Annotated in this window: 22 protein-coding genes; 13 read left to right on the top strand and 9 right to left on the bottom strand. The window is 45.1% G+C overall.

Features of this window, described 5'->3' with window-relative positions; translation table 11 throughout:
- Positions 1 to 361: 361 nt before the first annotated feature.
- Positions 362 to 1795 carry a carotenoid oxygenase family protein gene (locus QUB66_RS09635; RefSeq protein ID WP_265234977.1) on the bottom strand — a complete coding sequence of 478 codons (1434 nt, stop codon included), beginning with the start codon at positions 1793 to 1795 and terminating at the stop codon, positions 362 to 364.
- A gap of 72 nt (positions 1796 to 1867) precedes the next feature.
- Here QUB66_RS09635 and QUB66_RS09640 point away from each other — a divergent pair, with 72 nt between their 5' ends.
- The 4 genes from QUB66_RS09640 to ctaD all read left to right on the top strand — a co-directional run bounded on the left by QUB66_RS09640 (position 1868) and on the right by ctaD (position 6895).
- Positions 1868 to 2881, top strand: a complete 1014-nt coding sequence (locus QUB66_RS09640) for a S66 peptidase family protein (protein ID WP_332967410.1) — start codon at positions 1868 to 1870, stop codon at positions 2879 to 2881.
- Positions 2882 to 3025: 144 nt separating this feature from the next.
- On the top strand, positions 3026 to 3784 hold the full coding sequence (locus tag QUB66_RS09645; RefSeq protein WP_332967412.1) for a class I SAM-dependent methyltransferase: 759 nt from the start codon (positions 3026 to 3028) through the stop codon (positions 3782 to 3784).
- A 219-nt stretch (positions 3785 to 4003) separates the two neighbouring features.
- Positions 4004 to 5011 carry a cytochrome c oxidase subunit II gene (locus QUB66_RS09650; RefSeq protein ID WP_265234980.1) on the top strand — a complete coding sequence of 336 codons (1008 nt, stop codon included), beginning with the start codon at positions 4004 to 4006 and terminating at the stop codon, positions 5009 to 5011.
- A gap of 72 nt (positions 5012 to 5083) precedes the next feature.
- Complete coding sequence (ctaD, locus tag QUB66_RS09655; protein WP_265234981.1) at positions 5084 to 6895, top strand: cytochrome c oxidase subunit I; 1812 nt, start codon at positions 5084 to 5086, stop codon at positions 6893 to 6895.
- 38 nt (positions 6896 to 6933) lie between these two features.
- Here the strand turns inward: ctaD and QUB66_RS09660 are convergent, their stop codons facing one another.
- Positions 6934 to 7089: a hypothetical protein gene (locus tag QUB66_RS09660; RefSeq protein ID WP_265234982.1), complete on the bottom strand. Its 156-nt coding sequence runs from the start codon at positions 7087 to 7089 to the stop codon at positions 6934 to 6936.
- A 6-nt stretch (positions 7090 to 7095) separates the two neighbouring features.
- Here QUB66_RS09660 and QUB66_RS09665 point away from each other — a divergent pair, with 6 nt between their 5' ends.
- Entirely contained in the window at positions 7096 to 7722 is a 627-nt protein-coding gene (locus QUB66_RS09665) for a cytochrome c oxidase subunit 3 (protein ID WP_265234983.1), read from the top strand.
- A gap of 190 nt (positions 7723 to 7912) precedes the next feature.
- Positions 7913 to 8206: an HNH endonuclease gene (locus QUB66_RS09670; RefSeq protein ID WP_332967415.1), complete on the top strand. Its 294-nt coding sequence runs from the start codon at positions 7913 to 7915 to the stop codon at positions 8204 to 8206.
- Positions 8207 to 8339: 133 nt separating this feature from the next.
- On the opposite strand, the gene QUB66_RS09675 is transcribed toward QUB66_RS09670, so the two are convergent.
- From QUB66_RS09675 to QUB66_RS09690, 4 genes are all read right to left on the bottom strand, one after another.
- On the bottom strand, positions 8340 to 8639 hold the full coding sequence (locus tag QUB66_RS09675; RefSeq protein ID WP_265234985.1) for a (2Fe-2S) ferredoxin domain-containing protein: 300 nt from the start codon (positions 8637 to 8639) through the stop codon (positions 8340 to 8342).
- Positions 8640 to 8773: 134 nt separating this feature from the next.
- Positions 8774 to 9748 (bottom strand): cysteine synthase A, encoded by a 975-nt coding sequence (locus QUB66_RS09680; RefSeq protein ID WP_265234986.1) that lies wholly within the window; start codon positions 9746 to 9748, stop codon positions 8774 to 8776.
- A gap of 62 nt (positions 9749 to 9810) precedes the next feature.
- On the bottom strand, positions 9811 to 10392 hold the full coding sequence (locus QUB66_RS09685) for a Uma2 family endonuclease (RefSeq protein WP_265234987.1): 582 nt from the start codon (positions 10390 to 10392) through the stop codon (positions 9811 to 9813).
- Between the two features lie 132 nt (positions 10393 to 10524).
- Positions 10525 to 11163, bottom strand: a complete 639-nt coding sequence (locus tag QUB66_RS09690) for a peroxiredoxin (RefSeq protein WP_265234988.1) — start codon at positions 11161 to 11163, stop codon at positions 10525 to 10527.
- Between the two features lie 159 nt (positions 11164 to 11322).
- Here QUB66_RS09690 and QUB66_RS09695 point away from each other — a divergent pair, with 159 nt between their 5' ends.
- From QUB66_RS09695 to QUB66_RS09715, 5 genes are all read left to right on the top strand, one after another.
- Entirely contained in the window at positions 11323 to 11598 is a 276-nt protein-coding gene (locus QUB66_RS09695) for a hypothetical protein (RefSeq protein ID WP_265234989.1), read from the top strand.
- 94 nt (positions 11599 to 11692) lie between these two features.
- A complete protein-coding gene (locus tag QUB66_RS09700) occupies positions 11693 to 11989 on the top strand; it encodes a cupin domain-containing protein (RefSeq protein WP_265234990.1) in 297 nt (98 codons plus the stop codon).
- A gap of 676 nt (positions 11990 to 12665) precedes the next feature.
- Positions 12666 to 13550: a ChaN family lipoprotein gene (locus tag QUB66_RS09705; RefSeq protein ID WP_332967418.1), complete on the top strand. Its 885-nt coding sequence runs from the start codon at positions 12666 to 12668 to the stop codon at positions 13548 to 13550.
- A 37-nt stretch (positions 13551 to 13587) separates the two neighbouring features.
- Positions 13588 to 14166 (top strand): NADPH-dependent FMN reductase, encoded by a 579-nt coding sequence (locus QUB66_RS09710; protein WP_332967419.1) that lies wholly within the window; start codon positions 13588 to 13590, stop codon positions 14164 to 14166.
- 173 nt (positions 14167 to 14339) lie between these two features.
- On the top strand, positions 14340 to 14516 hold the full coding sequence (locus QUB66_RS09715) for a hypothetical protein (protein WP_332967421.1): 177 nt from the start codon (positions 14340 to 14342) through the stop codon (positions 14514 to 14516).
- 193 nt (positions 14517 to 14709) lie between these two features.
- Here QUB66_RS09715 and QUB66_RS09720 read toward each other — a convergent pair whose 3' ends face one another.
- Entirely contained in the window at positions 14710 to 15543 is an 834-nt protein-coding gene (locus tag QUB66_RS09720; protein ID WP_332967422.1) for an inositol monophosphatase family protein, read from the bottom strand.
- Between the two features lie 117 nt (positions 15544 to 15660).
- Positions 15661 to 17094: a BCD family MFS transporter gene (locus QUB66_RS09725; RefSeq protein WP_332967424.1), complete on the bottom strand. Its 1434-nt coding sequence runs from the start codon at positions 17092 to 17094 to the stop codon at positions 15661 to 15663.
- A 407-nt stretch (positions 17095 to 17501) separates the two neighbouring features.
- On the opposite strand from QUB66_RS09725, the gene QUB66_RS09730 reads away from it, so the two are divergent.
- The gene (locus tag QUB66_RS09730) at positions 17502 to 18446 is read left to right on the top strand and encodes an aldo/keto reductase (protein WP_265237469.1); all 945 of its coding nucleotides are present in this window, start codon (positions 17502 to 17504) and stop codon (positions 18444 to 18446) included.
- Positions 18447 to 18704: 258 nt separating this feature from the next.
- Here QUB66_RS09730 and QUB66_RS09735 read toward each other — a convergent pair whose 3' ends face one another.
- Complete coding sequence (locus QUB66_RS09735; protein ID WP_332967425.1) at positions 18705 to 18836, bottom strand: hypothetical protein; 132 nt, start codon at positions 18834 to 18836, stop codon at positions 18705 to 18707.
- Here QUB66_RS09735 and QUB66_RS09740 point away from each other — a divergent pair.
- Positions 18828 to 19346, top strand: coding sequence for a methyltransferase family protein (locus tag QUB66_RS09740; protein WP_332967428.1), 519 nt, complete (start codon positions 18828 to 18830; stop codon positions 19344 to 19346). The two genes, QUB66_RS09735 and QUB66_RS09740, sit on opposite strands and share 9 nt — an antisense overlap.
- Position 19347: the final 1 nt, after the last annotated feature.

The raw sequence follows: 19347 nt of genomic DNA on the forward strand, positions 1-19347 counted from the left end.
TGTTGTTTCTTGAGTCTGCGGAGGCAGGCTTTGCTTGTGTAGCCGCGAATTCATTCGCCGGGATTGTTGTTTCTTGAATCTGCGGAGGCAGGCTTTGCTTGTGTAGCCGCGAATTCATTCGCCGGGATTGTTGTTTCTTGAGTCTGCGGAGGCAGACTTTGCTTGTGTAGCCGCGAATTCATTCGCCGAGAATATTCGCCGGGGATTCGCCTGAATTGGCACAGGATAATTGAGCAATACAGATTGTCAATTCCACACCTCCTAGATATGAGAACTTTCTGTCTACACACACCTTAACAACTAGAAGCTAAAGTGGCAACAATTTTTAATAAATCTTGCGCAACACTTCTTTACAATCTTCTCAGACGGCAGATTTCCAAGTGCCGTGAAAGCTCAAAGGTATGACACCGGGCAATTCTAGCTGACAAATAGGGGGGCGAGAAAGTCCGTCGCTGTCAAATATGCAGACTTCGCTGCTATCAGAATTGCCGTCGTAAACAACTGTCAAAATCCAACCTTTCTCCGATGAAATATCTGGAACGTAGATGGGCTCTGCGGGATAGCGATTTTCGCCGCAGTCGGCAATTGTGAGATTGCCATTTTGTGTGTCCAAACGGGCGATCGCACCATAACGTTCCGCTACAATATCAACATCAGCCCGATACATTGCCAGATAAATATATCGTGAAGCTTGCCCTATTTCGGCAGCAGGTACGATCGGAAATTCGCAAGGTTGATCCAACAATTCTGCTATTTGTGTCACTTTCCCAGTCAAAGGATTGAGATGCACTCGGCAAAGAGTACCCTCCGCATCGGTGTGAGTTTCACCTGTCGCCACCTCCTTAAGTCGCTGATTAGTTTGCAAGTCAGCATAGCGGACAAAATCAACTGCAACTTCACCATTTTCGGTGACAAAACCATTAGCAAAATGCCACTGAAACCAAGCATCGGTTTCGCCACGACTAACTAAATCAAGAGTTTCTGAGTCAAAAACTAAGATCTGAGTCCCTAACTCCGGCTTCCACTCAAAGGAGTCGCCATAACTGCCAATTCCTGCTAACACTGGCGCTAGATTTAGTCGCACTGGTGGCACAAAAAATATCAGATACTTGCCAGCAAGTACAAAATCGTGCAACAGCGGTATTCCATCTAAAGTAACTGTTGATTTTTTAACAATTTTTCCTGTATAATCACTCTTATAAACATTCAACTTAGCTTTCAAACCTGGGGTAATTCCAAAGTTAAAAATATTCCCAGTAATCGGATCGCGCTTACAATGAGCTGAATAAGCAAATTTACTATCTAAATTGCCTAAATTGTCGATTCCGTGAGTTTCCAGAGTTGCCAAATCGAGGCTGTGAGGCGCGCCGCCTTCCCATAATGCCAAAAGGCGATCGGGCAAAGCTAACACAGAAGTATTCGCAGCATTTTTAACAGGTTTAGTCCACCGTAACAACGCAGGCCCCGGTGCAGTCATGCCGTAATTAGTATAGAGAAATTTATCAGCTTTTTCTTCAGCTTGATATCCCGCCGTCTGTACGTAGCGATAAACAGCAGTAGCACCAACATCCGTAAAATTCACCGCCAAAATTGCACCATCTCCATCAAACCAGTGTCCCACAGGAATGCCACCGCGTTCAAAACGTGCCGGCCCATTGCGGTAAAGAGTGCCACGCAATCCGTCTGGAATTTTACCAGTTTTAACTGATAGCTGAGTTAGCGGAAACTCGGCAGCAGGAAGGGCAAAAGCTTGAACCCAGGATTTTTTAGCTGAGATTTTACTGGCTGTTTTCATTGGAAACTGGCAAATTTAACTGATCTGGCGGAAGTTTTGTTATAAAATTATAGCACAAATTACCTAACATTTATGCCTCTCCCCCGCCGCTATCTGTTGAAAACTTTTGGCCTGACTGCTATTGGTACTCAGCTTTTGCCCATCGCCCAAACTAACCTATTTACCAAAAGTGCGATCGAGCCGCGCCGCCTACAAGTTGGCGATACCGTAGCCTTAATCAATCCCGCCGCCTTCAACTACGAAAAAGAAGTGCAGCCATTTTTTAAAGTTCTGGATAACCTGGGCTTAAAAATCAAGCTGGGAGAGCATTTTTACGACCGCTACGGCTATTTAGCAGGCAAAGATGCCGATCGCGCCGCCGATGTCAACGCAGCCTTTGCCGACGACTCAGTGCAAGCTATTTTTACCGGGATGGGCGGCTGGGGCTGCGGTCGGATCTTGCCGCTTTTGGATTACAATATGATCCGCAACAATCCCAAAATCATTATGGGATTCAGCGATATTACTGCGCTATTATTGGCAATTCATGCTAAAACTAATATAGTTACTTTTCACGGCCCTTTAGGTGTATCAAGTTGGAGTCCTTTTACAATAGATTACGTCAAGAAAGTTTTGTTTGACGGAGGTTCTTTGACCATGCAAAACTCCAAAACTATGCCCATTGAAACAATCCGGCGCGGCACAGCTAGGGGGAAACTAATCGGCGGCAATTTATCAGTAATAGCAGCATTGGTGGGTTCGGCTTATTTGCCGGAGTGGGAAAAGAGTATTTTGTTTATTGAGGAAGTTAGCGAAGAGGTTTATCGCATCGATAGAATGTTGACGCAGCTCAAGTTAGCTGGGATTCTCGATAAAATATCTGGTTTTATTTTCGGACAGTGTACTAAGTGCGAGGCTGAAAAACTGCAAGAGTCCCTAACCTTAACTCAAGTCTTGACGGATCACATTCGCCCCTTAAATATTCCCGCTTGGTACGGTTCGATGGTGGGACACATTCGGGATAAGTTCACTTTGCCGATCGGCAAAGAAGTCGAAATCGATGCAAATGCTGGTACAATCAAATTATTATCATCCGCCGTCAATTAAAGTTGGTCAGAATTAGATGGAGATCAATAAACCCCATCATGTCATTGCGAGGAACAAAGAAATCGCAGAGTTTGATGATAATTAAAGATTTTGCACCCGATCGCAAGCAAACATTCAAATACCAAATACAAAATCAGAAATATTGTGAAAAAGACTGCACAATCAATTAAACCATTAACAGTAATCATCCTGACAATTCTTTGCCTGTTGCCGCTCAATGCCTGCGCTGCACAAGCATTGAGTGGCAACAACGACACCATTTATCAGCAGCGAACAATCCACAATCCCGACGGAATTGGTAAATTTTACATGGGTAGAGAAATTGCCCAAGTCATGGGCTATCAAGGCGCTGGTTGGCTAGAAAGACCCTCTCGCGGCATGGAAGAAAAATCAGCTCGATTAGTGAACAATCTTGATTTAAAACCCACAGATATTGTAGCAGACATTGGAGCCGGAACTGGATATTTTAGCTTTCGCATCGCTCCCTTAGTTCCAGACGGCAAGGTTTTAGCAGTTGACGTGCAGCCGGAGATGATTAATTTTATTGAGTTGAATAAACAAGAAAAAAATATTGCTAACGTTGAGCCTGTGTTGGGAAGTATTGACAATCCGAATTTGCCGGAAAATAGCGTCGATTTAGTTGTAATGGTCGATGCTTATCACGAATTTGCATATCCCAGAGAAATGATGCAAGGAATTGTCAAAGCCCTCAAACCCGGAGGCCGCACGGTATCGATCGAGTATCGGGGCGAAAATCCGCTGATTCCCATTAAAGGCTTGCACAAAATGACACAGAAGCAGGTTAAAAAAGAAATGGCCGCCGTTGGTTTAGTATGGAAAGAGACAAAAGAGATGTTGCCACAGCAGCATTTAATGGTGTTTGAGAAACAATCTCAAATTTAGTAGCCAAAAAAACCAATTTATTACCATTTTTACTGATTTTTGTCAAGTGACCTAAACCGTATCAATGCGAACAAGCGATCGCCCAAACATACGAAGCCTTAAGTAAGCGTTAAGATAGGGATTGCCCTCAAAATGTCAACCTACAATTAAAAATTGACAACCCAGAGGCGCTTCCCTAATTGTTCAAGCGAAGAAGTGTCGCTACTATAAGGTACCAGCGTGAACATTCCAAGTTCCATCCTCACCATGCTCGCCGGCATCGGAGTGACTCTGATCAGTCTCTGGTACGGGCAGAATCATGGCTTAATGCCGATCGCCGCCTCGGCTCAAGCATCCCAGATAGACGGACTATTCAACACAATGATGACCATCTCCATAGGATTATTTATCCTAGTCCACGGAGTGCTGATCGTTGCTGCAATTAAATATCGCCGTCGTGAAGGAGACAACACAGATGGGCCGCCTTGGCATGATAACTTTCCCTTAGAAATTCTTTGGACAGCCCTACCAGCGGTGATTATTTTAGGTATCGGAGTCTACAGTTTTGAGATTTACAACTCAATGGGTGGCCTAGATCCGATGGGCAATCACGATCACGGCACCATGCAATCGCACTCTAATATGCGCGGAAGCGCGATCGCAGCTACACTCTCAGATACACCACAAAACGCCCCTCAAATTCAGCCACAAAAACAAATTGCCCTAGGCGTAGGCGCTGCCCCAGAAAACGAAAACAAACCAGCAGACTTAGTAGTAAATGTCATGGGTTTGCAGTATGCCTGGATTTTTAGCTATCCAGAAAGTGGCGTTAGTTCCGGTGAACTGCATATGCCAGCCAACCGCGACGTACAGCTAAATCTTGCAGCTCAAGACGTGCTGCACGCATTTTGGATCCCCGAATTTCGGCTCAAACAAGATGTAATTCCTGGACGAACAAGCGAACTAAGATTTATACCAAACAAAGTCGGCGAATACCGAGTTGTTTGTGCTGAATTGTGCGGCGCATATCACGGAGCAATGAAAGCTGTAGCATTCGTTCACACACCCGAAGACTTTGACAGTTGGCTGAAAGAACAGCAAGTTGCTAGCACTCTCAACTTAGAGCAAGCAGTTGCCATCAATACAGAAAAAATGTCAGACGGGGAATTCTTAGCTCCCTACGTCAGGGAAATAAAAATTAATTCCGAAAGTCTAGAACAACTTCATCCAACTCATCACAAAAAATAGTCATTAGTTCTTGGCAATGGATATTTCATCCTGAGCTAATAACTAATGACTAATAACTAATGACTAATAACTATGACACAAGCACAGTTCCAAGAAACTGCCAACATAGATGCTCGCGGAACAGCACCCGCCGACAGACATTGGCGAGATTACTTCGGTTTTAGTACCGATCACAAAGTAATCGGTATTCAATACCTGGTAACAACATTTTGTTTCTATCTAATCGGCGGCGTGATGGCGACAATAGTGCGAACCGAACTCGCCACACCCGAATCCGATTTTGTCACCCCCGAACTCTACAACAGTTTATTTACTGTTCACGCCACGGTGATGATCTTCCTGTGGATAGTACCAGCCGGAGCCGGATTTGCTAACTTTTTGATCCCCTTAATGATTGGGGCAAAAGACATGGCATTTCCCAGGCTGAATGCGGTTGCCTTTTGGTTAATTCCAGTAGGTGGCATATTGCTGTTGAGCAGTTTTTTAGTGGGAGCTCCGCAGGCGGGTTGGACTTCCTATCCGCCTTTGAGCTTAGTTACTGCTCAAGCCGGAGAAGAAATCTGGATTCTCAGCGTTTTGATCCTCGGAACTTCTTCGATTTTGGGGGCGGTGAATTTTGCCGTTACCATCTTCACGATGCGGGTTCCGAGCATGAGTCTCAATGAAATGCCTTTGTTTTGCTGGGCAATGATTGCGACGGCAGCGCTGACTTTAATTGCTACTCCAGTGTTAGCCGCAGCTTTGATTTTGCTGTCGTTTGACTTGTTAGCTGGAACGGCATTTTTTAATCCCACAGGTAACGGCGATCCCATCGTCTACCAGCATTTATTCTGGTTTTATTCGCACCCGGCAGTTTACATTATGATCATGCCCTTTTTTGGGGTGATTTCAGAAGTTTTGCCAGTGCATTCGCGCAAGCCAATTTTTGGTTATTTGGCGATCGCCTATTCCAGTCTCGCGATCAGCTTTTTGGGCTTAATCGTGTGGGCGCACCATATGTTCACCAGCGGCACTCCTGGCTGGCTGCGGATGTTTTTCATGATCACAACTATGATCATCGCCGTGCCCACTGGGATTAAAATATTTAGCTGGTTGGCCACTATTTGGGGAGGCAAACTCCGCCTAGTTAGCGCCATGCTATTTGGGATGGGTTTTATCTCAACATTCGTCCTCGGTGGCATCACCGGGATCATGGTAGCTTCGGTACCTTTCGACATTCACGTTCACGATACTTATTTTATCGTCGCTCACTTACACTACGTGCTGTTTGGCGGCTCAGTGTTTGGAATTTACGCTGCTTTTTACCACTGGTTCCCCAAAATGACTGGGCGGATGCTTAACGAATTTTGGGGTAGAGTTCACTTTGTTTTAACCTATGTGGGCTTTACTGTAACTTTCTTGCCGATGCACGCTTTGGGGATGCAAGGAATGCCCCGGCGGGTGGCAATGTACGACCCGAAATTTACCACGATTAATGTCATTTGTACGATCGGCGCTTATATGCTGGCAGTCTCTACAATCCCGTTTATCGTTAACGTGATTTGGAGTTGGAGGTACGGCCCGAAAGCAGGTGATAATCCTTGGGAAGCTTTGAGTTTGGAATGGATGACGACTTCGCCACCACCAATCGAAAATTTTGAAGGAGTGCCAGTATTGGCAACCGGGCCTTACGATTACGGCATGGAAAAAATTCAGAACACTGGGGAACGTCTCAGGCTGAAGTTGAGGGAAAATGCGATCGCCAGCGCCAGCGGCCAGAAACGCGGTATTCCGATCGCAGAAGCTCAAGCTTCCACTTTCTTCGGCGGTACTGCAACTTTGGTCGATCCTGAATCAGAAATCAACGTTGATTCTCCAGCAGATGAAAGTCAAGATGACGAGTAGTCATTAGTCATGAGTCATTAGTCATTAGTCATTAGTCATTAGTTATTGCTCATTGCAATATCACAACTTTGGACTAATGACTGATGACAGCACAGCAGCGATATACGGATAATTTTTTGTATCTCTTCCCTCTTCCCTCTTCCTTCTTCCTTCTTCCCTCTTCCTTCTTCCTTCTTTCCATTACCAACTAGCAATTTATTATGCAACAAATTCCAGCGATCGATCCAGCAAAAACAGCTCTTAATTACCACCACAGCGCCGAAATAGAAGCCCACGGCGAAGAACATCCCGACCACCGAATCCTAGGCGTACTTGTATTCTTGGGATCTGAAGGCATGATATTTATGGGTATGTTTGCCGCGTATTTGATTTATCGGGCGATGGCCCCCATGTGGCCACCCGAAGGAACACCCGCGCGAGAGTTATTGCTGCCAGGAATTAACACGGTAATTCTGATTGCTAGCAGTTTTGTGATTCACAATGCTGATACTGCAATCAAAAAGAACGATGTGGCGGGTATGAGGAATTGGTTGATCGCAACTATCCTAATGGGCGTCGTTTTCTTGTGCGGTCAGGTTTACGAATACACTCATTTAGAGTTTGGCCTGACAACTAATTTGTACGCCAGTTGCTTTTACGTTTTGACTGCTTTTCACGGCTTGCACGTTACATTTGGAGTGCTGCTGATGTCGGGGGTAGTTTGGCGATCGCGCGTGGAAGGTCACTATTCTAGCGAACACCACTTCGGCATCGAAGCGACTGAGATTTACTGGCACTTTGTCGATGTGATTTGGATTGTTTTGTTTGTACTGCTGTACGTGATTTGAACCTGTAGGTTTTTCTACTTAGCGGGCAGGCTTTTCGGCCTGCCCCACCAGAAATTAAGACGCCCCCCGTTGGGGGTTTTTTATTGTTTGCGAAGTGCGATCGACCTTTACTCACTTTCTGAAAGCCGATCGCCCTAAACTACGCTAAATTAAAAGAAGCAATTGCCTATCAAACAGCATTGAGAAAATTATGCAGTGCGAATTGTGCGATCGACAAATGGAAGCATTAACCGCCCACCACCTCATCCCCAAACAAAACACCAAGCGGAAAAACGAAGATCCCAGCCCGACGATCGACATTTGCTCAGCTTGTCACCGCCAAATTCACACTCTCTTCGACAACAAACACCTCGCCCAAGAGCTCAACACCCTAGAAAAGCTCAAAAATGACCCCCAACTCCAGAAATTTCTCTCTTGGGTGAAGAAACAAAAAACCGACAAACGCATTCAAGTACACGGCAAAAAAGCGCGACTGCAAAACTAGCACTCAGATATCTAGTCCCAAGGTTCGTAGTGAGGACTTTAATCCGCATTCATGAAGGACTACAGTCCTCACTACAAACCAATTTTATTATTTTTAATTAATAAATACCAATTGCTTAAACACCGGGTTATGGCTACCGAGAAAGCCCGTGAAACTTGCGATAAAGCATCGCCTCTACCCGCTTTTCTCCCCGCAAATGTTGCTCGGTAATTGCCGCAACTTCCTCAGCACAAACTCCACTGTACCAAACCTCTTCTGGCAGCACCAACACCATCGGCCCGTTGCCGCACTGTCCCAAACAACTGCTAGCAACAACTTCAACTTCTGAGGGGGACAATTTCTCAAACGCTGCTAATACCTTTGCAGCACCTTGCTTGCGACAAGTGCGGTTTTGGCAAACAAGAACTCGCCTAGAAGATTCTGTGATTTTCATGTTTTTTTACTTGACATTCTGCTACATATATGCTATTTTTTTATCATGGGAATAGGTGCGGCCATATATGCCAAAATTGTAGAAAAAGTGTTGCGGATTTTGGACGGGCTAGAAGCCCATCCCACAAATCATGATTAATCAGATGATAAACCTTTTGAGGCCAGCCATTGGCGATCGAACAAACGCGACTGATACCTAGCCCCGCCGTCGCAGAGTACCGTAACAATCGTATGTCCCGGCCCAATTTGCTTCGCTAAAGCCACCGCCGCCCCCACATTAATTCCCACAGAACCGCCCATAAACAGCCCTTCTTTCCTCAACAATTGGTAAACCACGCGGACAGCTTCAGCATCATCAATTTGGATAGCATCATCTACCGGGGCATTCTCCATATTCCCAGTGATGCGGCTGGTACCAATTCCCTCAGTAATCGAACTACCTTCTGTCTTAATTTCCCCAGTTTTGAAATAACTGTAAAGCCCGCTACCCATCGGGTCTGCCAAAACAGCTTTAATTGCGAGATTTTTTGATTTCAAAAACATTGCTACACCCGCAAAAGTCCCGCCCGTACCAGTCGCAGCTACCCAAGCATCAATTTTTCCCTCGGTTTGTTCCCAAATTTCCGGGCCGGTTGTCTCGAAATGAGCTTGGCGATTGGCTAAATTGTCAAACTGATTTGCCCAAACTGCATTGTCCATTTCGGCTGCTAATTTTCCCGACAATTTAACATAATTATTCGGGTCTTTATAAGGAACAGCGGGAACTGTCCGAACTTCCGCGCCCAAGGTTTTTAAAGCATCGATTTTTTCTTGGGATTGAGTATCGGGAATCACAATCAAACATTTGTAACCTTTGGCGTTGCAAATATGTGCTAAGCCGATGCCTGTATTGCCAGCAGTGCCTTCTACAACGGTGCCACCAGGTTTTAACAAGCCTTTTTCTTCGGCATCTTGGATGATGTAAAGTGCGGCCCTATCTTTAACGGAACCGCCGGGATTGAGAAACTCTGCTTTGCCGAGAATTTCGCAGCCTGTTTCATCGCTGAAGCTATTTAACCGAATTAGCGGCGTGTTGCCGATTGTGCCGATAAAGCCGTTTTTGATATCCATATTTTTTGAATGTTTGTATTCTATTAATTCTGAGCATAAGTTGATATTTATTGCTAGCATTTCTACCAAATTTTACTCATATTTAGCACAAATCCCGGCAAAACTGGGTCACCGCTAACTGTCGCGGGATTCTCTAAACATTCCTCTGGTAAACCCGGACGGTAAATATAAACTCTGCGATTTTTGCGGTCAATTAACCAGCCTAACTGTACTCCCGGTTCTCTCATATATTCTTGCATCTTTTCTTGCAATGGCTTGAGATTGTCAGAAGCAGACCTGAGTTCTACTACAAAATCTGGGCAAATCGGAGCAAATTTATCTTGCTGTTCTTGAGATAAAGTATTCCACCGTTCCAGTTTAATCCACGAGGCATCTGGAGACTTGTCACCCATTGAAAGCTTAAATCCCGTACTGGAGTCAAAACAAAGACCGGTTCCATCTTGTCGAGACCAAATATACAACTCTCCAAAGACGCTACCACTGCGATTTCCTGTTGTTCCGCCAGTAGGGGACATAATTAGCAGTTCTCCAGATTTGTTGCGTTCAATGCGTAATTCACTATTGATTTGACATAACTCGAAAAACTCGTCGTCTGTCATTTGCAATTTTGGCGGTATTTGCAACACGATTTTTGATGTCAACATAATTGATTTCTCTCAAATCTAAATAGTTGCGACACAATTGCATAATTTGCCTGTTTTTAGTGATGACTTTAGTCCTAAAACATGGGGCTTAAGGACTAAAGTCATGACTACGAACCTGTTTGTAAATTAAACCTATTTATTCGGCTGAGGAGTCATCCGCAAATAAGGCTTAATCGGCGTGTAACCTTTAGGAAATTTCTCTGCCAACTCTGCGGGGTCGGTAATCGAAGGTACAATGACGCAATCGTCGCCATCTTTCCAATCAACTGGAGTCGCAACGCTGTATTTGTCAGTAAGTTGCAGGGAATCAATTACTCGCAGAATTTCATTGAAATTCCGACCAGTGCTCGCTGGATAAGTAATGCTCAAACGCAATTTCTTGTCGGGGTCAATTACAAAAACTGTGCGAATTGTTAAGTTGTTTAGCGAGTTGGGATGGATCATGTCGTAAATGTCGGAGACTTTACGATCGCCATCTGCTAAAATTGGATAGTTGAGAGTAACTTTTTGAGTTTCCTCAATATCTTTAATCCAACCCATGTGAGAATCCACATCATCGACGCTGAGGGCAATGGTTTTCACGCCACGCTTTTCAAATTCAGACTTGAGACGGGCGACTGCACCGAGTTCGGTGGTGCACACTGGAGTATAGTCTTTCGGGTGGGAAAACAATACGACCCAGCTATCGCCAGCCCAGTCGTAGAAGTTGATTTCGCCTTTAGACGAGGCTTGGGTAAAGTTGGGAACTGTATCGCCTAATCGCAGTGACATAACTGATTTCCTCTAATTTTATTTAACGACGGTTCTCTATCATCCCATAATTGCCCGGTTTCTCGATCGCACTGTAAATGATTTTAAACTTTTTGGTCGATCGCCCGCCCATGCCATTACTCTAATGTATATGCGACTTCTACCCTAAATTTTGTTGCTATGCTGTACTTTTTGCTTAAGACAATACAGCCTGTTTTAGTCCCGCTGTGTTTTGTCTGTGCCTGGGGTTTAGTTTTTATGGTGTGTTTGAGTATCGGGCGTGCTATAGGCGATTCCGTGCGTCGAGCTCAGCGGATGCACCAAATCCCTTGTGCTAACTGCGTGTTTTTTACCGGCGATTACCATCTCAAGTGTCCCGTTCAGCCTACCATAGCTTTATCTGAAAGTGCGATCGACTGTCCTGATTATCGATCGCAATCGGGAACTTACGGTTAAAAAATCGATCGCCGCTTTAAACATTTCTTAACATCTCTCGCTATTTCAATTAAAATTAAGTTGTGCTCAAGAGATTTTCAGGAGTGTGGAAAGAATGCTCATTCAAAAGCTAAATGACTGTGACGAGTTTATTGCTGGCGACGGTACTCAACTGCGAGAATTGCTGCATCCAGACAAACAAGCTGTGGATTTGCGTTACAGTTTGGCCCACGCCACTTTGCCACCGGGACAAACTTCTGCGCTGCACACCCTGACAACTTCTGAAGTTTACTATATCCTCAGCGGCGTTGGGGAAATGCACATCGATGATGAGACTCAATTGGTGCAAGTCGGAGATGCGGTTTACATTCCGCCCAACGCCAAGCAGTTTATTTACAACTGTGGCACATAACCGCTAATATTTATTTGTATCGTAGATCCTGCGTGGCGAAAGGAAGACGAGACAATTTTTCAGTAATTTTGCTGTTTCTAGCTACCAGGCTCTGCCTGGTAATGGCTATCTAGAGGCTCTGCCTCCACCTCTCAAAACACCTTCAACCGCCCTAAATTACTGTTAACAACAACAGCACCCAGCCATATGTACCGAGTGATTTCCTCTTTTTAAAACTTCGATGCGGAGTTGCAATAATCCTCGGATTCAGTTGCATTGCTCCCCTCTAATTAGTTGAGGAAGTATCAGCTTTGTTGGTGGGTGCTGCTATTGGTTTTTAATGGGACAGATGTGAGATTATACAGCGTTTTACTCCTTTGATTCTATTTTGAACTTCGCTGTGATATCTAGATATTGTATCTGTCGGAGAAGCTTTTTGTTTGCTTCATATTATTAATTTAGCACCTTTTTCTAGAAGCGCAAGCACCTGCAACTAAACTTTACAAAAGAATGAAGAAGGAAGAGGGAAGAAGGAAGAGGGAAGAAGGAAAAAGGAAGAGGGAAGACAACCCTCTAGGGGCGTAGATAATTGCGAATAATTGTGAAGTTAAATGAAGCATCGAGCTTTGTGGATGCCCAGCTAAAATCCTAAAGTTCGGCTGTGGCTGCTGCTGCGAGAAACAGGCATAATATTTTTATGAAAACAACCAAACTCATCAAACTGTGTGTTTTATCGCTGAGCATTTTCCTGCTGTGTAGCAATGTGATAGCGACAGCAGAACCGACTGTGAAGCCTCAACCGCAGCAAACTTACACTAACCAAGAGATTCTGCAACAGTTGGTGAAGGCGAAAATTGTGTATCTGGGAGAAACTCACGATAGAGCGGCAGACCACCAGGCTCAACTGAAAATTATTCGAGAAATGCAGCGGCAAAATCCGAAAATTGCGATCGCAATGGAGATGTTTCAGCGTCCGTTCCAAAGTGCGATCGACAACTACTTAGCTGGTAAACTGACAGAACAGCAATTAGTCGAGCAAACAGAGTACGATCGCAGATGGCGCTTTCCCTGGGAATATTACGCCCCATTGTTGCAGTTTGCCGCATTAAAACAACTGCCAGTCCTCGCCTTAAATACCCCGTCAGAAGTCACGAGAAAAGTTGCCACTCAAGGTCTAGAAAGCCTCACAGCAGAGGACAAACAGCACATTCCGCCAATTTCCGAAATTCGCACCGACAACGCCGAATATCGACAAATGCTGCTCGAAGTTTACCAGCAGCACCAAAAGGCAGCACAGGGAAATAGTACAGCCTTTGAAAGATTTTTGCAAGCTCAAGTTTTGTGGGACGAAACTATGGCGGAAAGTATAGCTAAATTTGTCAAAGCTAACCCCGATTATCAAGTTGTGGTGTTGGCGGGGACAGGACATATTATGTTCGGTTACGGAATTCCCAGCCGTGTCGAGAGACGTTTGGGAGTCGGGAAGGTGAAAATGCGATCCGTTGTATTCAGTTCGCCCACAGATACTCCTTTGTCCGCAGACAAACCCATTGCTGACTTTGTTTGGAAGCACTCGGAATAGTACAATTTTACTCGCAAGCAATAATCGGGAAAAGTCAATGATAAACAGACCAAAAATACTTGCATTTGCCGGAAGTACCCGCGAAGCATCCTACAACAAACTGCTGGTAAAAGTTGCGGCGGCTGGGGCTAGGGCGGCGGGCGCGGAAGTTACTTATGTAGATTTGCGCGATTTGCCATTGCCAATATTTGACGAAGATTTGGAAGCCAAGGGAATCCCAGAAAATGCCCGGAAGTTAAAGGAGTTGATGGTAGCTCATGACGGGTTTTTGATAGCTTCCCCTGAGTATAACAGTTCGATTACGGCTGTGTTGAAAAATGCGATCGACTGGGTATCGCGCCCAGCACCGGGTGAACCGGGATTGGTGGCATTTACGGGCAAAGTAGCGGTAATTATGAGCGCTTCCCCAGGCGGACTTGGTGGTTTGCGGGGATTGGTGCATTTGCGATCGATCCTGGGGAATATTAACGTGTTTGTCCTCCCGGATCAGAAAGCAATTTCTCAAGCTTTTGAAGCATTTAATGCTGACGGTACGATGAAAGATCCCAAACAGCAGGAGTCTGTTGAGAATCTCGGTGCTAAGTTGTCGAATATCCTGTCTAAATTAATCGCATAAGGCGATAAATTGATTGGGCAATTGGGACACAACATTGTTGTGTCCCAATCCTATAATCTGTTATTTTACTGGCTGCATTAAGTAGGCGCGACAGGGCTATCCAGAGCGGGAATCGCGTCCTAAAATTGCTATAATTATAGTTGATTGCTTGTTATTCTCACCCCCAAATTAACATGACATTCACCGGATATCCAAACTCAGCACCTGTATTACTGACAACCGCAGAAGCAGCGGTAGCAAAAACCAGCAGCCGCGCTTTAGCCTCGCACTTAGAAAATTATCCGTCTGGTGAATCCCTGAAGTCGCAAAAAGATTACCATAAATTTTACCAGTACCGCATCACCCGATAGACCTAAAGAAAACCACCCGATCGCAGATTGGCAGAAATAGACAACAGCAAGCATAATTTAACCATCGGTCATCGGTCGGTTATATTTGTTACAAACCGCACGGCAGGCGTGGGAGACTCCTCCGTCATACCTGCCATGCAGTTTTATTTGATAATTGTGCGATTCCCTACAGGATAGCTTCGCTTCACGCAAATTAGCCCATTTTTTTCTTCTTCCAAGCCTCAACAAACGGCAAAAACACCGACACCAACTCCTGCCGATTCATCACCAAAGTGGGAAAAGAAACCCTCCCGTAATTCTTCCCCACTTCCAGCGGAAAAATTGCCTGGGACTCCAGCGGTAGCCAAACTGCACCAGCAGCCTTCACAATTACCCAACTCCCGGCAATATCCCAAATTTTCGGAGTTGCTTCCACCCCTCCCATAGCCGCACCAGAAGCCACCATCAAAAAATTGTAACTAGCCATACCCAACATCCGAATTTTACTCGGAAGATGAGGCCCAATTCCCACACTGCGGGAACACAAATTAAAAATATGATTTCCGCTCATTTTATCAGCACTTGGGCGAATCTGCTTACCATTTAAAAATGCACCTTGAGGCATATTTGTCAATACATTATCGCCCGCCAAATCCTCTGCATAAAAACCGTGAAAAGTTTGATTCAGCAGTGGTAAATGCACACAACCAAAAACCGGAGTTCCGCGATACAACAAACCCAAAGAAATCCCCCAAATCGGAATTCCGCGAGCAAAATTAGTGGTAGCATCCAGAGGATCGACAACCCAACACCATTCAGTATCAGGGAAAACGTGTTCTCCTTCCTCGCTCAATATTCCGTGATTGGGGAAAGCAAATGCGATCGCACTTCTAATCTCTGCATCCGCCCAATTGTCAGATTGCGTAACCAAAGTGCCATCATCCTTTTCATCCGCTTGTGCAGAACCGAAATCTTTCAAAAACTGCTGTCCGATTGTCTTGACAGTAGTTTGAGAAAAAGTTAAAATAGAGTTCCAAAAATCTTTCATTTCACTAACAATTAAGGGAGAGGTTGGGGAGAGGGGGAGAGAATTATCGAATTACCCATTCCCAATGACTAATGACTAATGACTAATGACTAATGACTACTGACTAATGACTAAACCTTAGTCTAATTCATTTTCAAGAATAGTGGCGATCGCACTTTTAGCATTATCCTGAAACTCAGCAACATCCACCCGACTCAACAGATACACAGCAAAAATCATACCCACCGCCGGCACAGCAAAAACCAACCCGTAAGCCAACATCGGCACTCCAAACAAACTCCTGCCAAAATCCAAAATAGCACCGCCGCTAACCGTCGCCACACCCCGCGCCATCGCTTGCGACAAACCCCAAGCGCCAATGAAAGTCCCAGCCGTTTCCGCAGCAGTCAAATCCAACATCAAACTCAGCGCGCCCGTCGTCGTAATTCCTGAAGCTAATCCGAAGCACATTAAAGCCGACTTAAACACAATTGGATTACCAGTAAATCCCGATAAAATAATCAAACCAAAACAAGCCGCCACCGACAAACAACCCAATCTAATCGTATTTTGCTTGCCGATGCGCGGCACAATAAAAAAACCAGTGGTTCCCAAACCCAAAAGCACACCAGTACCATAAATAGCATTTAACCGCGTAGTTTCCGAAATCGGCATCTTAAAAATTTCCCCGCCGTAGGGTTCCAAAACCGCATCCTGCATAAACAAACAAATCGTCATTACTAGCAGGAAGGTAAAAAACAAACCGGTTTGACGGCTAGCAGTCAAAATCCGCAGCGCACTTCCCAAAGTAATTTTATCTTCTCGATTCACTGCGAGCGATCGCGCCCCGTAACGCGAATACTTTTTCTCAACTCCAAAAGTCGCAATCCCCACCAACAGCAAAACCACCGCCGGTACTTTGACAAACAAACCATTAATTGAAGCCTGCAAAACTTCTCGCGGCACATCCCCATCAATCTGCTTCAGCAAACTGCTGCTGACAATCGCCCCGATAATAATACCAACCATCAGCATCGACCAGACAACACCCACCAACTTCGATCGATCCTCCTCATCGGAAACATCCACCAACAAAGCAGCAAAAGGAGTCGAGCTCGAACAAATCGCGATACCGTAAACTGCAAAAATCAAACCCAACAAACCCACCCAACCGTAAGTAGGATTCGTCCATCCCACCGCCTCCAAACTAGCGCCCAAGCGCCACATCACCTGCACCGCCAAAAAAGCCGAAATTACAAACAAAACGCTTCCTACCCACACGTAACCCGTGCGGTGATGCCCAAACAAAGGCTTAGCATCCGACATTTGCCCGAACCACACCCTAGCTGGGGCGACAAACTGGTGCATCGCCAGAGTACCCGCCACCACAGTAGCCGGAATCGCCAACTCCTTAATCATCACGCGATTGAGCACGCCCAGCGTCAAAATCGACATCATGCCCAGCCCCATCTGAAACAAACCCAGCCGGAACATAGTCAGCAGGTTAACCCGCTTTTGGGCCGCAGTCGCGGAATCTGTTAATGTAGAATCTGGCAAACGGTCGATCGACATAACTATTCAAAATAAACACAGCATGACTCATTCATCCTAACTGATACCAGTTAAAAAAATAATGCAACTGTACTGCTGCCAACCCAGACACAATTATTTATTCCCAATCTAAAATCTAAAATCTAAAACTTGTTTTGAGCGAAGTCGAAAAATCTAAAATCTAAAATGGTACGATAAGCTGTGTTGCATTGAAATTGTATATTTTGACGATCGATCAAAAAAATTTCTCCCCCTCTCCCCCTCTCCCCCTCTCCCCCTCTCCCCCTCTCCCCCTCAATCACCATACAGAATAGGGATGCACAACAGCTTATATCGCCACCAGCCGCTTTTCCTCCTCCAGCTAGAAGCTCAAAAGCGATTATTCCTATAAAAATAATAGACAATAAAGAATTGTGGATTTACAAACCGTGACAACCATTACCCTAGGACAAAACGGCCCAGCCGTCATTCCCCTGTGCGTCGGAACTTGGGCGTGGGGCGACAAACTATTTTGGAACTACGGCAGCAATTACGGCCCCGCCGAAGTAGAAGCAGCATTCAAAACATCCCTAGACAGCGGAGTCAACTTTTTCGACACAGCCGAAGTCTACGGTAACGGCTTGTCAGAAGAATTGCTGGGACAATTTATCAAAAAAACCAGCCAACCCGTACAAATAGCCACCAAATTCGGCCCCGTACCTTGGCGGATTACCGGAAAATCAGTTTCCGACGCCTTGAGTGCCAGCTTAAAACGCTTGCAAGTAGAACAAATAACCCTCTATCAAGTACACTGGCCATTCAGTTTTTTACTAAGTCAAGAAACCTTGATGAACGCCTTAGCAGATGAAGTCAAGCAAGGCAGAATTCAAGCAGTAGGAGTCAGCAACTATTCAGAAGAACAGATGCGCGAAGCCCACAAAACATTAGCAGCCAGAGGAGTTCCCCTAGCAACAAATCAAGTCCGTTACTCATTGCTATCGCGGCAAGTAGAAAAACAAGGAATTGTGCGTGCAGCCCGCGAATTGGGAGTAACGATTTTAGCCTACAGCCCCTTAGCCCAAGGATTGCTGACAGGCAAATACACAACCCAAGAACAACCGACAGGAGCCCGCAAAATGGACTCCCGCTTCAGTAAAGCCGGGATTGAGAAAATCGAATTAGTCATGTCCACCTTGCGGAAAATGGGGAGAAAGCGCGATCGCACGCCCGCCCAAGTTGCCCTAAACTGGTTAATAGCCCAAAACGGAGTCATCCCCATTCCCGGCGCCAAAACCGCAAAACAAGCCGAAGAAAACGCAGGCGCATTAGGCTGGACTTTAAGCCAAGATGAAGTCAACCAACTAGAACTAATGACACGTCCCTGGCTAGAATAGATTTGTTGACTGTTGACTGTTGACTGTTGACTGTTGACTGTTGACTGTTGACTGTTGACTGTTCATTGTTGACTGTTGACTGTTCATTGTTCGCCCTAGGTTGGGTATTACTTCAGTCTACCCAACCTAAAATTCATTTCCCTCGAACCTCAAAATCTATCCGTTAAATCCGCTAAACAATCCGTTGCCGAACTTTCCTATTACCATGAAAATCTTAACTGATTGGGGTTTCACCCGTGAAAGCTTGCGTCAAAACAACTAGCTAAACCGTATTGATTCCTGTTCTTCCTTCTTCCTTCTTCCTTCTTCCCTCTTCCTTCTTCCTTCTTCCTTCTTCCTTCTTCCCTCTTCCTTCTTCCTTCTTCCTTCTTCCTTCTTACTATGAAACAACTATTAACTGACTGGGGTTTTACCCGCGAAGGCTTGCGCCACAACAGCCGCGGCGAATATTTAGTATTGCTTCAAGGAGCATTACTAGCAGGATTTGCCATCTTACCAGTTTATCAACTGCCGGGATTCAAAATACAATCAACTCAATTAATTTATGTTACCTGGTTTCTGGCAGTTATGCTCGGTTTGGGTGCATTAATTTTAATCGTCAAAGGATTGATAGACTTAGGAAAAAACCTCACACCTTTACCCTATCCCATAGAAAACGGAGAATTAATCCAAACAGGAATTTACAGCATAGTGCGGCATCCATTATACAGCGGCTTAATTTTAGCGGCTTTTGGTTGGACAATTTTTCAAATGAGCATATCGCACTTAATAGCAACTGCAATTTTACTGATATTTTTTGATATCAAAGCCAATCGTGAAGAAACCTGGTTGAGTGAAAAATATCCCGACTATTCAGAATATCGCCAGCGAGTAAAAAAACTAATTCCCGGAATTTATTAAA

The organism is Microcoleus sp. A2-C3, assembly GCF_036706065.1.
GTDB lineage: Bacteria > Cyanobacteriota > Cyanobacteriia > Cyanobacteriales > Microcoleaceae > Microcoleus.

What these genes read in the sequence shown, in the direction of transcription:
- QUB66_RS09700 (WP_265234990.1), top strand. Translation starts at nt 11,693, where the DNA reads ATGCTCATTCAAAAGCTAAATGACTGTGACGAGTTTATTGCTGGCGAC.
- QUB66_RS09710 (WP_332967419.1), top strand. Translation starts at nt 13,588, where the DNA reads ATGATAAACAGACCAAAAATACTTGCATTTGCCGGAAGTACCCGCGAA.
- QUB66_RS09640 (WP_332967410.1), top strand. Translation starts at nt 1,868, where the DNA reads ATGCCTCTCCCCCGCCGCTATCTGTTGAAAACTTTTGGCCTGACTGCT.
- QUB66_RS09680 (WP_265234986.1), bottom strand. Translation starts at nt 9,748, where the DNA reads ATGGATATCAAAAACGGCTTTATCGGCACAATCGGCAACACGCCGCTA.
- ctaD (WP_265234981.1), top strand. Translation starts at nt 5,084, where the DNA reads ATGACACAAGCACAGTTCCAAGAAACTGCCAACATAGATGCTCGCGGA.
- QUB66_RS09725 (WP_332967424.1), bottom strand. Translation starts at nt 17,094, where the DNA reads ATGTCGATCGACCGTTTGCCAGATTCTACATTAACAGATTCCGCGACT.
- QUB66_RS09740 (WP_332967428.1), top strand. Translation starts at nt 18,828, where the DNA reads ATGAAACAACTATTAACTGACTGGGGTTTTACCCGCGAAGGCTTGCGC.
- QUB66_RS09715 (WP_332967421.1), top strand. Translation starts at nt 14,340, where the DNA reads ATGACATTCACCGGATATCCAAACTCAGCACCTGTATTACTGACAACC.
- QUB66_RS09695 (WP_265234989.1), top strand. Translation starts at nt 11,323, where the DNA reads ATGCTGTACTTTTTGCTTAAGACAATACAGCCTGTTTTAGTCCCGCTG.
- QUB66_RS09675 (WP_265234985.1), bottom strand. Translation starts at nt 8,639, where the DNA reads ATGAAAATCACAGAATCTTCTAGGCGAGTTCTTGTTTGCCAAAACCGC.
- QUB66_RS09720 (WP_332967422.1), bottom strand. Translation starts at nt 15,543, where the DNA reads ATGAAAGATTTTTGGAACTCTATTTTAACTTTTTCTCAAACTACTGTC.
- QUB66_RS09665 (WP_265234983.1), top strand. Translation starts at nt 7,096, where the DNA reads ATGCAACAAATTCCAGCGATCGATCCAGCAAAAACAGCTCTTAATTAC.
- QUB66_RS09635 (WP_265234977.1), bottom strand. Translation starts at nt 1,795, where the DNA reads ATGAAAACAGCCAGTAAAATCTCAGCTAAAAAATCCTGGGTTCAAGCT.
- QUB66_RS09685 (WP_265234987.1), bottom strand. Translation starts at nt 10,392, where the DNA reads ATGTTGACATCAAAAATCGTGTTGCAAATACCGCCAAAATTGCAAATG.
- QUB66_RS09690 (WP_265234988.1), bottom strand. Translation starts at nt 11,163, where the DNA reads ATGTCACTGCGATTAGGCGATACAGTTCCCAACTTTACCCAAGCCTCG.
- QUB66_RS09670 (WP_332967415.1), top strand. Translation starts at nt 7,913, where the DNA reads ATGCAGTGCGAATTGTGCGATCGACAAATGGAAGCATTAACCGCCCAC.
- QUB66_RS09705 (WP_332967418.1), top strand. Translation starts at nt 12,666, where the DNA reads ATGAAAACAACCAAACTCATCAAACTGTGTGTTTTATCGCTGAGCATT.